This is a genomic window from Streptomyces reniochalinae, from assembly GCF_003323735.1.
In the GTDB taxonomy this organism is placed as follows: domain Bacteria; phylum Actinomycetota; class Actinomycetes; order Streptomycetales; family Streptomycetaceae; genus Streptomyces; species Streptomyces reniochalinae.
On record NZ_QOIM01000024.1, the window covers coordinates 151,700 to 166,288 of the forward strand.

A 14,589-nucleotide genomic window follows, 5' to 3' on the forward strand; every position below is an offset into this window, starting at 1 on the left:
CGGCACCCTACCCGCATGGAGGGCCCCCTCCGGAAGCCAGCCGTCCGGACCACAGCGCTACGACGCCTGTGGCGCCGGTCACGCTAGCCTGAATCCGTCATAACCGGGCAAGCGACCGGAAACGTAGCGAAGGTTTCCGCGCGGGAGCGATCGGTCGGCGCGGGCGAGGAGGGTGGACGACTCATGGCAGCGGGCGCTCCCCGGGTCTTCGTCTCCCATCTGGCGGGCGTCGCGGTCTTCGACCCCAACGGCGACCAGGTCGGCCGGGTCCGCGACATCGTGACGATGCTGGGCGGGCGCCGCCGGCTGCCCAGCGTGCTGGGGCTGGTAGTGGAGGTGGTCAGCAGGCGGCGCGTCTTCCTGCCCATGACCCGGGTGACCGGCGTGGAGTCCGGACAGGTCATCACCACAGGGGTGCTCAACATCCGCCGCTTCGAACAGCGCCCCAACGAACGCCTCATCCTCGGCGAGCTGCTCGACCGCCGGGTGACCCTCCTGGAGACGGACGAGGAGGTCACAGTGCTCGACGTGGGCCTGCAACGGCTGCCGGCCCGCCGCGACTGGGAGATCGACCGGCTCTTCGTCCGCAAGGGCCGCAAGGGCGGCGGGCTGCGGGGCCGCCGCGGTGAGACGCTGACGGTGGAGTGGGACGCGGTGACCGGTTTCGCCCTGGAGGAGCGCGAGCAGGGCACCGCCAACCTGCTGGCCACCTTCGACCAGCTGCGCCCCGCCGACCTGGCCAACGTCCTGCACCACCTCTCCGAGAAGCGCCGCGCCGAGGTCGCCGCAGCGCTGCACGACGACCGGCTCGCCGACGTGCTGGAAGAACTCCCCGACGACGACCAGGTCGAGATCATCGGGAAGCTCGCCGACGAGCGGGCCGCGGTCGTCCTGGAGGCCATGGACCCCGACGACGCGGCCGACCTCCTCGGCGAACTCCCCGAGGACGACAAGAACCGCCTCCTGGACCTGATGCAGCCCCAGGAGGCCGCGCCGGTGCGGCGGCTGCTGTCCTACGAGGAGGGCACGGCCGGCAGCCTCATGACGACCGAGCCCATCGTGCTGCGCCCCGACGCGAGCGTCGCCGAGGCGCTGGCCCGGGTCCGCGAGGAGGACCTGCCGGCGCCGCTGGCCTCGCAGGTCTACGTCTGCCGCCCCCCGGACGAGACACCCACGGGGCAGTACCTGGGCGTCGTCCACTTCCAACGGCTGCTGCGCGAGCCGCCGTTCGCACTCGTCGGCTCCCTCGTGGACGCGGACCTGCGCCCCCTGCCGCCCGGCACGACACTGCCCGCGCTGACCAGCTACATGGCGGCCTACAACATCGTCTCCGCGCCCGTGGTGGACGAGGGCAGCCACCTGCTGGGCGCCGTCACCGTCGACGACGTGCTGGACGACCTGCTGCCCGAGGACTGGCGGCAGGCGGCGGCCGCCGGCGGGCTGCCCGGCTTCTCCGACCAAGCACTCGAAGGGCGCGCACGCGAGGGCGGGGTGGAGCGCGATGGCTGAACGGGAAGGCCCCCGGCTCGACGTACCGCGCGCACCCCGGCGCGCACTGCTGCCGTCCTACGACCCGGAGATGTTCGGACGCTTCTCCGAACGGATCGCCCGCTTCCTGGGCACCGGCCGCTTCCTGCTGTGGATGACGATCGTGATCGTCGTGTGGATCGGCTGGAACATCAGCGCGCCGCAGGGGTGGAAGTTCGACGAGTACCCGTTCATCTTCCTCACCCTGGCCCTCTCCCTCCAGGCCTCCTACGCGGCGCCCCTGATCCTGCTGGCGCAGAACCGGCAGGACGACCGGGACCGGGTCAACCTGGAGCAGGACCGCAGCCGCAACGAGCGCAGCATCGCCGACACCGAGTTCTTGACCCGCGAGATCGCCGCCCTGCGCATGGGCCTGGGCGAGGTCGCCACCCGCGACTGGATCCGCTCGGAACTGGCCGAACTCCTCAAGGAGCTCCAGGAGCGGGAGCAGGACGGCGCGGCCCCCCAGGAGAGCGACTAGGACCGCTGACCGGGCGAGCGGACCCGCACGCCGGGCACCGCGGGCCCGGGCACCGCGGCCCGACCCCCGCCCCTTATCGGACACGGCCCGCACGGCCTTACTATTCAGTTATGGCTACCGAGACCCAGGCGACCACCCCCACCGAAGACGCCGTCCGCGCGGCGCTCGCGACGGTGAACGACCCGGAGATCCACCGGCCGATCACCGACCTGGGCATGGTCAAATCCATCGCCATCGCGTCCGACGGCACCGTCGATGTCGGTATCTACCTGACGGTCTCGGGATGTCCGCTGCGCGAGACGATCACCGCCAACGTGACCGAAGCCGTCCAGCGCGTCCCCGGCGTCGCGAGCGTGCGCGTCGAACTGGACGTGATGAGCGACGAGCAGCGGCGTGAGCTGGCCACCTCCCTGCGTGGCGGCAAGGCCGAACGGGAGATCCCCTTCGCCCAGCCCGGATCGCTCACCCGGGTCTACTGCGTGGCCTCGGGCAAGGGCGGCGTGGGCAAGTCGTCCGTGACGGTCAACCTGGCCGCCGCCATGGCGGCCGAAGGGCTCAAGGTCGGCGTGGTGGACGCCGACATCTACGGCCACTCGGTCCCCCGCATGCTGGGCGCCGACGGGCGGCCCACCCAGGTCGAGGACATGATCATGCCGCCGTCTGCGCACGGCGTGAAGGTCATCTCGATCGGCATGTTCACCCCCGGCAACGCCCCCGTCGTCTGGCGCGGCCCCATGCTGCACAGGGCACTCCAGCAGTTCCTCGCGGACGTGTACTGGGGCGACCTGGACGTGCTGCTGCTCGACCTGCCGCCCGGCACGGGTGACATCGCCATCTCGGTGGCCCAGCTGATCCCGAACGCGGAGATCCTGGTCGTCACGACGCCGCAGCAGGCGGCGGCCGAGGTCGCCGAGCGCGCCGGCTCCATCGCGGTGCAGACCCACCAGAAGATCGCCGGTGTGATCGAGAACATGTCCGGCATGCCGTGCCCGCACTGCGACGAGATGGTCGACGTCTTCGGCACCGGCGGCGGCAAGCAGGTCGCCGAGGGGCTCACCCGCACGACCGGGGCCGACGTCCCGGTCCTGGGCGGCATCCCCATCGACCTGAGGCTGCGCGAGGGCGGCGACGCGGGCAAGCCCGTGGTCCTCAGCGACCCCGACTCGCCCGCAGGCGCTGCGCTGCGCGACGTCGCGGGCAAGCTCGGCGCCCGCGAACGCGGTCTGGCGGGCATGTCCCTGGGTCTGACCCCCAGCAACAAGTTCTGAAGGGTGCCTGGAGGGCGCCAAGGGGCTTGAGGACGCCTGAGGGCCGAGGGCCTGTGAGGGCTCGAGGGCTCTGGAGGGCCCACAGAACTCCGGCCTCCGCGCGTCGCCTCCGCCTCCGCCTCCGAGAGATTCCCCTCGCCGTACGCCGCGGGCCCCGCACGGAACCGTCCGTGCGGGGCCCGCGGCGTACGAGGGCCGGGGTCAGCGCGGCTCGTAGCCGGTGATGTCCTTCACGACGCGGAAGCCGAGTCCGTAGGCGCTCATGCCGCGGCCGTAGGCGCCCAGGTGGACGCCCTCCTGGGCCGAGCCGGCCAGCACCCACCCGTACTCGGACTCGCGGTAGTGGAAGTCGGTCGGCACCCCGTCGACCGGCAGGGAGAGAGTGTTCCAGCCCGCCCCCTCCAGATCGTCGGCGAGCTCCCAGGCGACGCCCGTCTGCTGGTCGAGCCAGTCCTGGCGCAGGCTGCGGTCCATCTCCATGGGATAGCTGCACGAGAGCAGCCCGGAGCCCGCCAGCCAGGCGGCGGTGGAGACGGAGGTGGCCTCCAGCGTGCCCGTACCGTCACCGCTGCGCCGCACCGGGCGGCTGGCGAGAGTGACGACGACCGTGAAGCTCTGCTCCTGCGGCGAGTTGTCCGCGTGCAGAGAGGGCTCCTCGCCGTGGCCGGTGGAGCCGTGCTCCACCGTGCCGTCGGCCGCTGTGCCGACCCGCATCAGCCAGCGCGGTCCCGTGAAGGCCTCGTCCAGGCCGTACCACGGAAAGGCGGCCATCAGGTAGTCGTCCACCGCCCGCCGCGCGCCGGGCACACCCTGCGCGGCGGGCCCGGATTCCCCGGCCAGCCGACTCGTCGTCTCCATCTACGCGACGCCTCCTCATTGCCCTGTGCCAATGGGCAGCCGAGCCCGGCGACCCCCGACACTGGGAGGATAGCCACACCGGTCCGTCGTGTCGGGCATGCCCAGGGGATCAGGACGCGGTGCGGGTGGCGAGATGGACGGCAAACGCCGCAGATGTCCCAGTGCCGAAAGAGCAACGGTGACGCGATCGTTGCCTGCCGCGTGTCACGTGGCGTCCGCGTCGAACGGCGGCGGATCACCCCGGCGGGGACCGTCGCCGCCCACCGGCCGGCCGTTCACCCCGTCGGAGCCATGCTTGGCCAGGTCAGGGGTACCGCGGCTGGGCGAGGAGGCGCCCTTCTTGACCATGTCGATCGCGCCGGAACCGTTCTTCCCCGCGCTCGAACCGTTCGACCCGGGACCGTCGGCCGCACCGCCGCCGTTCACCGCGTCGGTGACCTCGTCCAGATCCTTGCGGAAGTCGAAGCTGTTGCTGATCTCCTTGAGGCCCAGGTCCTCGTTCTCCAGCAGATGCTTGCGCGCGAACGTCTTCGGATTCAGGTCCTCGAACTCGAAGTCCTTGAACTCGGGACCGAGCTCCTCCCTGATGTCCTCTTTCGCGCTGTCGGAGAACTGCCGCACCTTGCGGATGAAGGCGGCAACGTCCTGAATCACCTTCGGGAGCTTCTCCGGGCCGAACACCAGCACGGCGAGCACGATGAGCGTGACCAGCTCCAGTGGTCCTATGTCGAAGAACACCGCGCAGCTCCCTCACTCCGTCCATGGCTCTCACGGCCATCAGTCACGGTACCCGCCCTCGGCCCGAACACGGGACCCCGCCCTCACAACCGACTTGACCGCGCGCGTCCAGGCGGCCTTTCTCCCGCCCTCCGACGAGCCCTCCGGCCCAGTGACGACCTCAGCCCGTCGCCGAACCGAGCGTGACGGTCACGGTCCGTTCCTCCCCCGAGCCGCCGGGCCGCACCTTCAGCTCCAGCTTGTCGCCAGGACGGTGGCTGCGAACCCGCACGATCAGCTCCTCACCGCCGGCCACCGCCTTGCCGCCCACCTCGGTGATCACATCGCCCTCCCGCAGCCCCGCCGAGTCCGCGGGCCCGCCCCGCACCACCGCGGCGCCGTGCCCGCCCGGGCCACCGATCCGCGCCCCCTCACCGCCGTACTCCATGTCGAGGGTGACGCCAATGACCGGATGGGTGGCCCGTCCCTCGTTGATCAGCTCCTCGGCGACCCCGCGGACCTGGTTGACGGGGATCGCGAACCCGAGCCCGACACTTCCGCCGCCCTCCCCCTCGGGCACCGCGCCATCACCGCCCGCCCCCTTGATCGCGCTGTTCACCCCGATCACCCGGCCCCGGCGGTCCACGAGCGGACCCCCGGAATTGCCCGGATTCATCGGGGCGTCCGTCTGGAGCGCGTTCACATAGCTCATCTCATCGCCCGGCTCCTCACCCCCGGCCGTGATCGCGCGCTCCTTGGCGCTGATGATGCCGGTGGTGACCGTCCCGTCCAGGTCGTACGGCGCCCCGACGGCGACCACCGGGTCGCCCACCCGGACCGCGTCCGAATTCCCCAGCGGCAGCGGGCTGAGACCCGACACCCCGGACACCTTGACGACCGCCAGGTCGTAGCCGCTGTCACTGCCGACGACCTGCCCCGTGGCGGTCTGCCCGCTGTTGAAGGTGACCCGCACCGAGTCACCCCCGTGCGCCGAGGCGACCACGTGGTCGTTGGTGAGGATGTGACCCCGCCGGTCCAGCACGAACCCGGTCCCCGTCGCCTCCGCCCCGCCGCCGGTCGCGTGCAGCGTCACGACGCCGGGCAGCGTCTGCCGTGCGATGCCCGCGATGCTGCCCTCGGGCCGCTCGCCGCCCGCACCGCCCGCACCCGCCGCCGTCTGCGGCAGCTCCACGTCGCCCACGCCGCCGTTGCGCTCGACGTACGCGCCGATCAGACCTCCCGCCCCGCCCGCGACCAGCGCCAGCACGACAGCGCCCACCGCCAGCCGGGAACGGCGGCGGGGAGCGCGCCGCGGCACCGTACCGGCCGGCTCCGACGAGAGCGGCAGCACCGCCGTCGCCGTCCCCGTCGGTTGCGGCCCGGACCCCTGGAGACCGCCACCGCCCGACGGCACGCCGTGGGGCGGGGTGGTCCCTGTAGGCGGCACGGGGACGCCGTGCGGCGGGGTGGTGCCGGCAGGCGGTACGGGGACGCCGTGGGGTGGAGTCGTGGCGGGAGGCGGGAGGTGGACACCGTACGGCGGAGTCGTGCTCGCAGGCGGTACGGGGACGCCCTGCGGGGGCGTCGCGGCGGCAGGGAGCTGGACGGGCGGTGCGGGCGCCCACGGGCCCGGCCCCCCGTACGGCGGTGTCGCGTACGGGTCCACGCCGTGCAGCGGTTGCGGGCGTGGAGCGGGGAGCTCCGGTTGCGTCCGCGCCGCCGGAAGCTCCGGGCCGGGCAGGGTGACCGTCGCGCCCTCTTCCGCCGCCTCAGGGGCGCCCGGCGGCTCCCCCGGAGCCCCGGTGTGTCCGGGGGACGACTCGTCGGCGCGCGACGGCTCGGCCGCGGGCGGCGCGTCGGCGGCGGGCCGCGGCGCGACGGGGCCCGGCGCCCCGGCCCCGGTCGCCTGCTGCCCGTCCTGGGCCCGGCGCGAGCGGCTCCACCACGTCGGCGGCTGCCTGGTGGCCTTCGGCTCATCCATGCTCTCTCCAGCTGGTCGCCCGCACTGCTGACCGTCCCCCGCTCCGTCCGGCCTCCCGGGCCGGACGCGCCGCCCACCAGGACGGCGCCACCCGTCGGGACGGCGCCACCCGAAGGTGCGTCCGTATCGGGTGCGTCGCAGGGCACGAGGGGGTCAGGAGGATTCAACCAGGTGCGCCCGGCCCCGCACAGCGGGCGTCAACACGGCACGACCCGGACCACCGGACGGGGCGACCCGGAACCGAGCCGGGATGCCGCGCAGCCGAATGCCGGTGACGGTGACGGTGCCAGGGCGCATGCCACGGCGACGACGGGCGGGGACCTGGGGTGGGGGATGCGTCTCACCCGGGGCGCCCGGGGTGCCCCGGGGGCGCCCCGGGGGTGGCTCGGGACGGGCCCGAGCACTCGACGTCCGGCCCTCACCAGGGGTGAGGGCCGGAACAGCAGAAGGTACGGCGTCGGGTTCAGCGCCCTGCCGGGGTGGCCGCGGCACTCGCAGGTGCGGGGTCAGCGCCCGTGGCCAGTGGCGCGCGGCCGGGGAGGGAGCGCAGCACCGTCGGGTCGTCCTGCCCCGGGGCGCGCTGGGCTTGCCGCGCGCCGGGAGCGTTCTGGCCGCCGCCCGGCGCCTTCGGGGAGGACTTCCCTTTCCCGCTCAGCGCCCGCAGGGCATCCTCCGGGCTGTCCTGCTTCGACCATCCCGCCAGGTCCATCGAGGGCGACAGCCGACGGGGGTGGAGCGCGGACAGCGGGGAGAGCTGTGCGGACGCGGAACGCTGCAAGAGGCTCACCGGCGCCGTCAGCCCCGCGCTGGGAGCGGCTGCCCCCCGTGCGGTGGCGGCGGGCGCGAAGGTCGGGCCGGGGGCCGTGCGGGAGCTCAGGGTGCCGCTGCGTGGCTCACCACCGCGGCGCCTGGTGTCGCGCAGGCCCGTGCCCGAGCCGGTGGAGCCGGTGGAGCGCACCGAGTTCGCCGAGGGGCTGTCGCCCCCCGCACCGGTGCCGCCGCCCGTGGCCCCCGACGCGAGGGTGCCGCCGAAGGCGAGGGCCGCGAGGGAGAACGCTCCCGCCGCGGCGAACGCGAAGCGGCGCCCGCGAGAGGCGGAGCGCTCCCGCTCGGCACGCTCCCGCTCGGTGGTCCCGAGTCGCTCCGGGCGGTCCACGCGAGGCGTCTCGTGTATCCGGAAGCCCCGCTGCGGCGTCAGGGGGCCGCGCCCGCTGTCGCCGCTGACCGGCAGGTACTCGAACGCCCAGGGCGAACGCTCGGAACCCCCTGACAGTCCCGCGACGGCGAGCGCCCCCAGCTCGCCGCGCTCGGCCGGGGAGGCGCCCGGGCCGCCGGGGCCCGGGCCGAAGTCGTCCGGACCCTGCGGGCCCAGCACATCGCTCGCGGGCAGCCCCTGGAGGCGGGCGAGGAACCCTTCGGAGGGCGGCGGCGGCGCGGCGGCCGAGAAGACGTTCTTCAGCCGGCGCTGGGCATCGGCCTCGGCCTTGCAGCCCTCACAGGTCGCCAGGTGGGCGAGCACCCGCTCGCGCGCGTCATGGCCGAGCTCGCCGTCGACGAGGGCGGCGAGACGGTCCCCGAGGTGGTGTTCCGCGGGAGTCACCCGGCACTCACCTCCCCCGCCCGGGCGGCCGGCACCGCCGCGCTCAGCGCGCGCTGCTGCTCGGCCCTGGCCTCGGGCGACCGGTGCTTGAGCGCCTTGCGCAGGTGGGAGCGGCCGCGGTGGATACGGCTGCGGACCGTGCCCAGCTTCACGCCGAGGGTGGCGGCGATCTCCTCGTAGGAGAGGCCCTCGATGTCGCAGAGGACCACGGCGGCGCGGAACTCGGGTGCGAGGGTGTCCAGCGCCTGCTGGACGTCGGCGTCGAAGTGGGTGTCGTTGAAGTGCTGCTGCGGCGTGGGCTCACGGCTGGGCAGCCGCTCGGCGGCGTCGTCGGCGAGCGCGTCGAAACGGATGCGCTGCTTCCGCCTGACCATGTCCAGGAAGAGGTTCGTGGTGATGCGGTGCAGCCAGCCCTCGAAGGTGCCGGGCGTGTACGTGGACAGCGAACGGAAGACGCGGACGAAGACCTCCTGGGTGAGGTCCTCGGCGTCGTGCTGGTTGCCCGTCAGGCGGTAGGCGAGCCGGTAGACGCGGGCGCTGTGGGTGCTGACGATCTCCTCCCAGGAGGGAGGGGTCCACGCCTGGGCGTCCGCGGCGGTCTCGAAGGTCGCCGTTGTCGCGGAATCGGCGGAGCGGGCCTGGTCAGCAGTGTTGGTCACGGATTTCGGCTGCCCCGCGGACCGGCGGATTCTGGCGAAGACGCCGCGGTCCCGGCTCGCAGCCGCACCTCCCCTGTCGGCTCTGGTGGTGTCCCCTGGAGCCCCTACCATAGCCACATCTCCCGTTAGCTCCGGATAAGCGTCTTTGCCCGGCTTTGGCGACCGTCGCCCGCCGGTCTCTCCCTCCTCAACGCCCAGTCCCATCAGCAGGTTCCCGGGCCAACGGATACAGTCACGATTGCGTGGAGGACGGGGACAGGAGAGGGCCATTACCGGCAACCGGCAGACGAGCTGGGCGCTCGCCGACGCGTACGGCGCCGAGCTGGTCGAGAGCGCCGAGAGCGAAGCGCTGCGCTGGGCCCGCGCCAGGGCCCAGGACATCGCTCTGCGCTCGGTCTCCCCCGCCACCGGGGCGACGCTGCGGCTGCTGGCCGCGACGGCCGGAGCCAAGGCGGTCGCCGAGATCGGCACCGGCACGGGCGTCTCGGGCCTGCACCTGCTCCACGGGATGCGCCCCGACGGGGTGCTCACCACCGTGGACATCGAGCCGGAGCGCCAGCAGTTCGCGCGCGAGGCCTTCAGGGCCGCGGGGTTCGTCGGCAACGGCGGCAACCGGGTCCGCTTCATCCCCGGCCGCGCCCTGGACGTGCTGCCCCGTCTCGCGGACGGCGGATACGACCTCGTCTTCTGCGACGGCGACCGCGCGGAGTGCCTCGACTACCTCGCCGAATCGTTGCGGCTGCTGCGCGAGGGCGGACTGATCTGCTTCGCCGGGGTCTTCACGGAGGGCCGCGCCGGCGACTCCGCCGTGCCGCCCGCCGAAGTGCTGCGGCTGCGGGAGCTGTTGCGCACGGTGCACGAGAGCACCGTTCTGGTGCCGTCACTGCTGCCGGTCGGCGACGGCCTGCTGTGCGCGGTCAAACGCGGTGAGTGACCGGCCCCTTGTGCCGCGCGGTGCGTGAGCGGCCACCGCGCGGAACGACGACAGCGCCCCGGGGCGTACGCGTGCACACGTACGCCCCGGGGCGGCGGTCGTTCTTCGGTGGTCCTGACCGGCCGGTCGTCAGCCGCAGACCTTCTTCAGTTCCTCACCGAGAGCCGTCGCCTCGTCCGGTGTCAGCTCGACGACGAGTCGCCCACCGCCTTCGAGCGGAACGCGCATGACGATGCCCCGCCCCTCTTTGGTCACCTCGAGCGGGCCGTCACCCGTCCGCGGCTTCATGGCCGCCATGCTCGTTCCCCTTCCTGAACCAGCCGATCGCGCCGTGGGCACGTGAACAGGCGCAGCCTCACCGGCATCGAACACATTGCTTCCCGACCATTATCCCGCATCGCAGGACCCGATGACCAACATCAGTCCGCATCTCTTCCGGCTCGATCACGCACAAAACCGCCCAATGCGGCGATCTGGCTGCGATACTGCCCCGCTCCCGCTCTCCGCTCGGCGTCCACCGGTTTGACGCAGGTCACATCCGGCCACCGCGCCGACGCCGGTGGGGCCCCTGTCCGGCACCGATGATCTAGGCCATGCTGAGCGCATGTCCGACACCGTGCGCTACGAAGTGAACGAGGGCCTCGCGACGGTCACCCTCAACCGCCCCGACGCGATGAACGCCCTCGACGACGAGACCAAGAACGCCCTGCGCGACACCCTCCGGCGGGCCGCCGCCGACCGGGAGGTGCGGGCCGTACTGCTCACCGGCAACGGACGGGCCTTCTGCGTCGGCCAGGACCTCAAAGAGCACACCGGCTCCCTCGAACGCAGCGGCGGAAGCGCCCTGAACACGGTCGAGGAGCACTACAACCCGATCACCCTCGCGCTCGCCGGCATGCCCAAACCCGTGGTGGCGGGCGTCAACGGCGTCGCCGCGGGCGCGGGCGCCGGCTTCGCCTTCGCCTGCGACCACCGCGTGATGGCGGACACCGCCGCGTTCAACACCTCCTTCGCCGGGGTCGCGCTGACCGCCGACTCGGGCGTCTCCTGGACCCTGCCGCGGCTGGTCGGCCCCTCACGCGCCGCCGACCTGCTGCTCTTCCCGCGCAGCGTCAAGGCCGAGGAGGCGCTCCAGCTGGGACTCGTCAACCGAGTCGTGCCCGCCGCCGAACTCGCCGCCGAGGCCGAGGCCGTCGCCCGCCGGCTCGCCCAGGGCCCGACCGCCGCGTACGCGGCGCTCAAGGAGTCCCTGGCCTACGGGTCGTCCCACTCGCTGGCCGAGACCCTCGCCAAGGAATCCGAACTCCAGGTACGGGTGGGGGGTTCGGCCGACCACCGGATCGCCGTCGAAGCCTTCGTGAAGAAGGAGAAGCCGCGCTTCACCGGACGCTGAGCCACCTGAGCGCCGCCCGTACGCGGAGACGCGCGGGCTCCCAGGCGCGCGAGGCAGCGGACGCGCGAAGCAGCGGGCGCGAGCCACCGGGAGGTGCGGGACGCGACCGAGCGGTCGCCTGCGGCCGTCCACCGGACCACCCGGCGGTGGACGGCCCGCACACACGCACTCAGCGTGCGTTCTCCCCACTCGTCCCGGGGGCGTGGCACCAGCAGTCCGCCAGGTGGTCGTCGACCAGCCCGCACGCCTGCATCAGCGCGTAGACGGTCGTCGGGCCCACGAAGCGGAAGCCGCGTCTCTTCAGCTCCTTGGCGAGCGCCGTCGACTCGGGTGTACTCCCTGGCACCTGGGCCGTCGTCCGTGGCACCGGGCGGCGGGCCGGGTCGGGGGCGTACGACCACACCAGACCGTCCAGCTCGCCGGGCTCCCACGCCGCCGCCACCCGGGCGTTGCCGAGGGCGGCGCGGATCTTGGCGCGGTTGCGCACGATGCCGGGGTCGGCGAGCAGACGCCGCTCGTCCTCCTCGGTGAACCGCGCGACGGCCGGGATGTGGAACCCCGCGAACGCGGCACGGAACGCCTCCCGCTTCCGCAGGATCGTCAGCCAGGACAGGCCCGACTGGAAGCCCTCCAGACACAGCCGTTCGTACAGCGCGTCGTCGCCGTGCACCGGTCTGCCCCACTCGGTGTCGTGGTACACCGCGTAGTCCTCCGTCGTGCTGCCCCACGGGCAGCGCGGACGGCCGTCGGGACCGACCAGGGCCCCACCCTCCGAGCCGGTGCCGGTATCCGTGTCGGCGCCGACTCCCGTACCCGCGTCGGTGCCGGTCTCGGTCTCGGCGCTCACCGCTCCCCCGCCTCCCGGCCGCCCTCCGCGGGGCCGTCCCGTGGCTCGTCCTTCGTGAGGCGGTGGCCCTCGCCCCGGCCCATCGCCACGGCCTGGGCCCCGGCCAGCGCCGATTCCAGCTCGGCGATGCGGGCGTCCCGCTCCGCGAGCTCGGCGCCGAGGCGGTCGAGGACGTCGTCGACCTGGTCCATCCGGTAGCCGCGCACGCCCACGGCGAGGCGCAGCCCCGCCACGTCCGCGTGCGTGACGGAACGCTCGGGCGGCAGCGGCTCGTCCAGCAGATCCGGCGGGGCGTCGGCCAGGCCACCCGGCGCGCCGCGCGGGGACGCCCCGGACCGCTCGGCACCGGCGACGATGGCGAGCGTGACCGCGGCGACGACCACGACGAGCGAGATCAGCAGGAACACGAACACGGCACGACTCCCCGAACGATCGCCTGATGGTGGGCAGACCCCGATCGTGCCACGGCCCACCGACAGCTATGGTCGGCGGCGGGGATCGGTGCGCGGGCCACGCGGGTGCTGGCCGGGACGGCACCGCGGAGAGGACGAAGACGGGTGATGCTGCGCCTGGGCACGCGCGAGTTCGGTGAGCACGAGCCGGTGATCATGGCCATCGTGAACCGGACGCCGGATTCCTTCTACGACCGCGGCGCCACCTTCCGCGACGAGCCGGCACTCGACCGGGTGGAACAGGCCGTCGCCGAGGGCGCCGCGATCATCGACGTGGGAGGGGTGAAGGCCGGTCCCGGTGACGAGGTCACCGCCGAGGAGGAGGTGCGCCGCACCGTCGGTTTCGTCTCCGAGGTACGGCGGCGCTGGCCCGATGTGGTCATCAGCGTCGACACCTGGCGGCACGAGGTGGGCGAGGCCGTCTGCGAGGCGGGCGCCGACCTGCTCAACGACGCGTGGGGCGGGGTGGACCCGCGGCTGGCCGAGGTCGCGGCCCGGTACGGCACCGGCCTGGTGTGCACCCACGCGGGCGGCGCCGAGCCGCGCACCCGCCCGCACCGCGCGGTGTACGCGCCGGCGCAGGGGGGCCGGGACGCGGGCCCCAGCGGGGTCGTGGACGACATCCTGCGGGTGACGCTCGGACTGGCCGAACGCGCCGCCGGGCTCGGGGTGCGGCGGGAGGGCATCCTCATCGACCCGGGGCACGACTTCGGCAAGTCCACCCGCCACTCGCTCCAGGCGACCCGCGAGCTGGGCCGGATGACGGAGACGGGCTGGCCGGTGCTGGTCTCGCTGTCCAACAAGGACTTCGTGGGCGAGACCCTGGACCGCCCGGTCAAGGAGCGGCTGCTCGGCACGCTGGCCACGACGGCCGTCTCCGCGTGGCTGGGCGCACGGGTCTACCGCGTGCACGAGGTCGCCGAGACCAGGCAGGTGCTTGAGATGGTGGCCTCCATCGCGGGCCACCGCCCTCCAGCGGTGGCCCGCCGGGGCCTGGCCTGACCAACCGCGCGTGCGGTAGTCGGGCTCCCTTCGGCCCGGCGGGGGCGGCTTTCAGCCGCCGACCTCCTTGGTGACCAGGGTGACGGCCTCGTCGATGTCGTCCGTGACGTGGAAGAGTTCCAGGTCGCGTTCGGACGCCTTGCCGGTGCCGACGACCGAGCCGCGGACCCAGTCGACCAGGCCCTTCCAGTACTCGGTCCCGTAGAGCACGATCGGGAAGCGGGTGACCTTCTGCGTCTGCACGAGGGTCAGCGCCTCGAACAGCTCGTCCAGGGTGCCCAGGCCGCCGGGCAGGACGACGAAACCGCTGGCGTACTTGACGAACATCGTCTTGCGGACGAAGAAGTACCGGAAGTTGATGCCGATGTCGACGTACGGGTTCATGCCCTGCTCGAAGGGGAGCTCGATGCCCAGCCCCACGGAGGTGCCGCCCGCCTCCAGCGCGCCCTTGTTGGCGGCCTCCATGGCTCCCGGGCCGCCGCCGGTGATGACCGCGAACCCGGCCTCGGCCAGCGCCTTGCCGATCCGGATGCCCTTGTCGTATTCGGGCGCGTCCTTGGGTGTGCGCGCTGAGCCGAAGACGCTGATGGCGGGGCCGAGTTCGGTCAGGGCGCCGAAGCCCTCCACGAACTCGGACTGGATGCGCATCACCCGCCAGGGGTCCTGGTGGACCCAGTCGGAGGGGCCCGCGGTGTCCAGCAGCCGCTGATCGGTGGTCCCCGGCTGCACGTGTTCGCGGCGGCGTACGACGGGGCCCAGGCGCTGTTCCTTCGGCTCCCTGCCGCTCTTGTCGGTCATGTACGGCTCTCTTTCCGTCTGCGATCTTTCCCGTTCAGGGTAGGCGGACGGCGGGGACGCCCGTCGGGAAAT

15 protein-coding genes are annotated in these 14,589 nt (G+C 73.2%); 6 read left to right on the top strand and 9 right to left on the bottom strand.

What is annotated here, in order from left to right; all coding sequences use genetic code 11:
- The first annotated feature begins 183 nt into the window (after nt 1-183).
- The 3 genes from DQ392_RS06120 to DQ392_RS06130 all read left to right on the top strand — a co-directional run bounded on the left by DQ392_RS06120 (nt 184) and on the right by DQ392_RS06130 (nt 3,276).
- Complete coding sequence (locus tag DQ392_RS06120) at nt 184-1,509, top strand: magnesium transporter MgtE N-terminal domain-containing protein (protein WP_114014440.1); 1,326 nt, start codon at nt 184-186, stop codon at nt 1,507-1,509.
- Nucleotides 1,502-2,008, top strand: coding sequence for a DUF1003 domain-containing protein (locus DQ392_RS06125; RefSeq protein WP_114014441.1), 507 nt, complete (start codon nt 1,502-1,504; stop codon nt 2,006-2,008). Before DQ392_RS06120 ends, DQ392_RS06125 begins: the two co-directional genes overlap by 8 nt.
- Before the next feature lie 110 nt (nt 2,009-2,118).
- Nucleotides 2,119-3,276, top strand: a complete 1,158-nt coding sequence (locus DQ392_RS06130) for an Mrp/NBP35 family ATP-binding protein (protein ID WP_114014442.1) — start codon at nt 2,119-2,121, stop codon at nt 3,274-3,276.
- 201 nt (nt 3,277-3,477) lie between these two features.
- Here DQ392_RS06130 and DQ392_RS06135 read toward each other — a convergent pair whose 3' ends face one another.
- The 5 genes from DQ392_RS06135 to sigE all read right to left on the bottom strand — a co-directional run bounded on the left by DQ392_RS06135 (nt 3,478) and on the right by sigE (nt 9,202).
- A complete protein-coding gene (locus DQ392_RS06135; protein WP_114014443.1) occupies nt 3,478-4,134 on the bottom strand; it encodes a hypothetical protein in 657 nt (218 codons plus the stop codon).
- Nucleotides 4,135-4,338: 204 nt separating this feature from the next.
- The gene (locus DQ392_RS06140; protein WP_114014444.1) at nt 4,339-4,872 is read right to left on the bottom strand and encodes a sec-independent translocase; all 534 of its coding nucleotides are present in this window, start codon (nt 4,870-4,872) and stop codon (nt 4,339-4,341) included.
- A gap of 160 nt (nt 4,873-5,032) precedes the next feature.
- Nucleotides 5,033-6,832, bottom strand: coding sequence for a S1C family serine protease (locus tag DQ392_RS06145; RefSeq protein WP_114014445.1), 1,800 nt, complete (start codon nt 6,830-6,832; stop codon nt 5,033-5,035).
- Between the two features lie 463 nt (nt 6,833-7,295).
- On the bottom strand, nt 7,296-8,432 hold the full coding sequence (locus DQ392_RS06150; RefSeq protein WP_114014446.1) for an anti-sigma factor family protein: 1,137 nt from the start codon (nt 8,430-8,432) through the stop codon (nt 7,296-7,298).
- Nucleotides 8,429-9,202 carry an RNA polymerase sigma factor SigE gene (sigE, locus tag DQ392_RS06155; protein WP_181856295.1) on the bottom strand — a complete coding sequence of 258 codons (774 nt, stop codon included), beginning with the start codon at nt 9,200-9,202 and terminating at the stop codon, nt 8,429-8,431. The genes DQ392_RS06150 and sigE overlap by 4 nt, the downstream gene beginning before the upstream one ends.
- A 127-nt stretch (nt 9,203-9,329) precedes the next feature.
- Between sigE and DQ392_RS06160 the strand changes: the two genes are divergently transcribed.
- Nucleotides 9,330-10,025: an O-methyltransferase gene (locus DQ392_RS06160; RefSeq protein ID WP_114014447.1), complete on the top strand. Its 696-nt coding sequence runs from the start codon at nt 9,330-9,332 to the stop codon at nt 10,023-10,025.
- Between the two features lie 129 nt (nt 10,026-10,154).
- Here the strand turns inward: DQ392_RS06160 and DQ392_RS06165 are convergent, their stop codons facing one another.
- Nucleotides 10,155-10,322 (bottom strand): DUF3117 domain-containing protein, encoded by a 168-nt coding sequence (locus DQ392_RS06165; RefSeq protein ID WP_016469583.1) that lies wholly within the window; start codon nt 10,320-10,322, stop codon nt 10,155-10,157.
- Between the two features lie 307 nt (nt 10,323-10,629).
- Here DQ392_RS06165 and DQ392_RS06170 point away from each other — a divergent pair, with 307 nt between their 5' ends.
- Nucleotides 10,630-11,418, top strand: coding sequence for an enoyl-CoA hydratase/isomerase family protein (locus tag DQ392_RS06170; RefSeq protein WP_114014448.1), 789 nt, complete (start codon nt 10,630-10,632; stop codon nt 11,416-11,418).
- A 169-nt stretch (nt 11,419-11,587) separates the two neighbouring features.
- On the opposite strand, the gene DQ392_RS06175 is transcribed toward DQ392_RS06170, so the two are convergent.
- On the bottom strand, nt 11,588-12,178 hold the full coding sequence (locus DQ392_RS06175; RefSeq protein WP_114014554.1) for a DNA-3-methyladenine glycosylase I: 591 nt from the start codon (nt 12,176-12,178) through the stop codon (nt 11,588-11,590).
- Between the two features lie 83 nt (nt 12,179-12,261).
- The gene (locus DQ392_RS06180; RefSeq protein WP_114014449.1) at nt 12,262-12,678 is read right to left on the bottom strand and encodes a DivIVA domain-containing protein; all 417 of its coding nucleotides are present in this window, start codon (nt 12,676-12,678) and stop codon (nt 12,262-12,264) included.
- 147 nt (nt 12,679-12,825) lie between these two features.
- Between DQ392_RS06180 and folP the strand changes: the two genes are divergently transcribed.
- A complete protein-coding gene (gene folP / locus DQ392_RS06185) occupies nt 12,826-13,719 on the top strand; it encodes a dihydropteroate synthase (RefSeq protein WP_114014450.1) in 894 nt (297 codons plus the stop codon).
- Nucleotides 13,720-13,770: 51 nt separating this feature from the next.
- Here folP and DQ392_RS06190 read toward each other — a convergent pair whose 3' ends face one another.
- Nucleotides 13,771-14,517 (bottom strand): LOG family protein, encoded by a 747-nt coding sequence (locus DQ392_RS06190; protein ID WP_114014451.1) that lies wholly within the window; start codon nt 14,515-14,517, stop codon nt 13,771-13,773.
- Between the last annotated feature and the right edge of the window lie 72 nt (nt 14,518-14,589).

Bases quoted from the DNA above. Each gene is read 5' to 3' on its own strand.
- DQ392_RS06130 (WP_114014442.1), top strand. From the start codon at position 2,119: ATGGCTACCGAGACCCAGGCGACCACCCCCACCGAAGACGCCGTCCGC.
- sigE (WP_181856295.1), bottom strand. From the start codon at position 9,202: ATGGTAGGGGCTCCAGGGGACACCACCAGAGCCGACAGGGGAGGTGCG.
- DQ392_RS06120 (WP_114014440.1), top strand. From the start codon at position 184: ATGGCAGCGGGCGCTCCCCGGGTCTTCGTCTCCCATCTGGCGGGCGTC.
- DQ392_RS06135 (WP_114014443.1), bottom strand. From the start codon at position 4,134: ATGGAGACGACGAGTCGGCTGGCCGGGGAATCCGGGCCCGCCGCGCAG.
- DQ392_RS06125 (WP_114014441.1), top strand. From the start codon at position 1,502: ATGGCTGAACGGGAAGGCCCCCGGCTCGACGTACCGCGCGCACCCCGG.
- DQ392_RS06165 (WP_016469583.1), bottom strand. From the start codon at position 10,322: ATGGCGGCCATGAAGCCGCGGACGGGTGACGGCCCGCTCGAGGTGACC.
- DQ392_RS06145 (WP_114014445.1), bottom strand. From the start codon at position 6,832: ATGGATGAGCCGAAGGCCACCAGGCAGCCGCCGACGTGGTGGAGCCGC.
- DQ392_RS06190 (WP_114014451.1), bottom strand. From the start codon at position 14,517: ATGACCGACAAGAGCGGCAGGGAGCCGAAGGAACAGCGCCTGGGCCCC.
- DQ392_RS06170 (WP_114014448.1), top strand. From the start codon at position 10,630: ATGTCCGACACCGTGCGCTACGAAGTGAACGAGGGCCTCGCGACGGTC.
- folP (WP_114014450.1), top strand. From the start codon at position 12,826: ATGCTGCGCCTGGGCACGCGCGAGTTCGGTGAGCACGAGCCGGTGATC.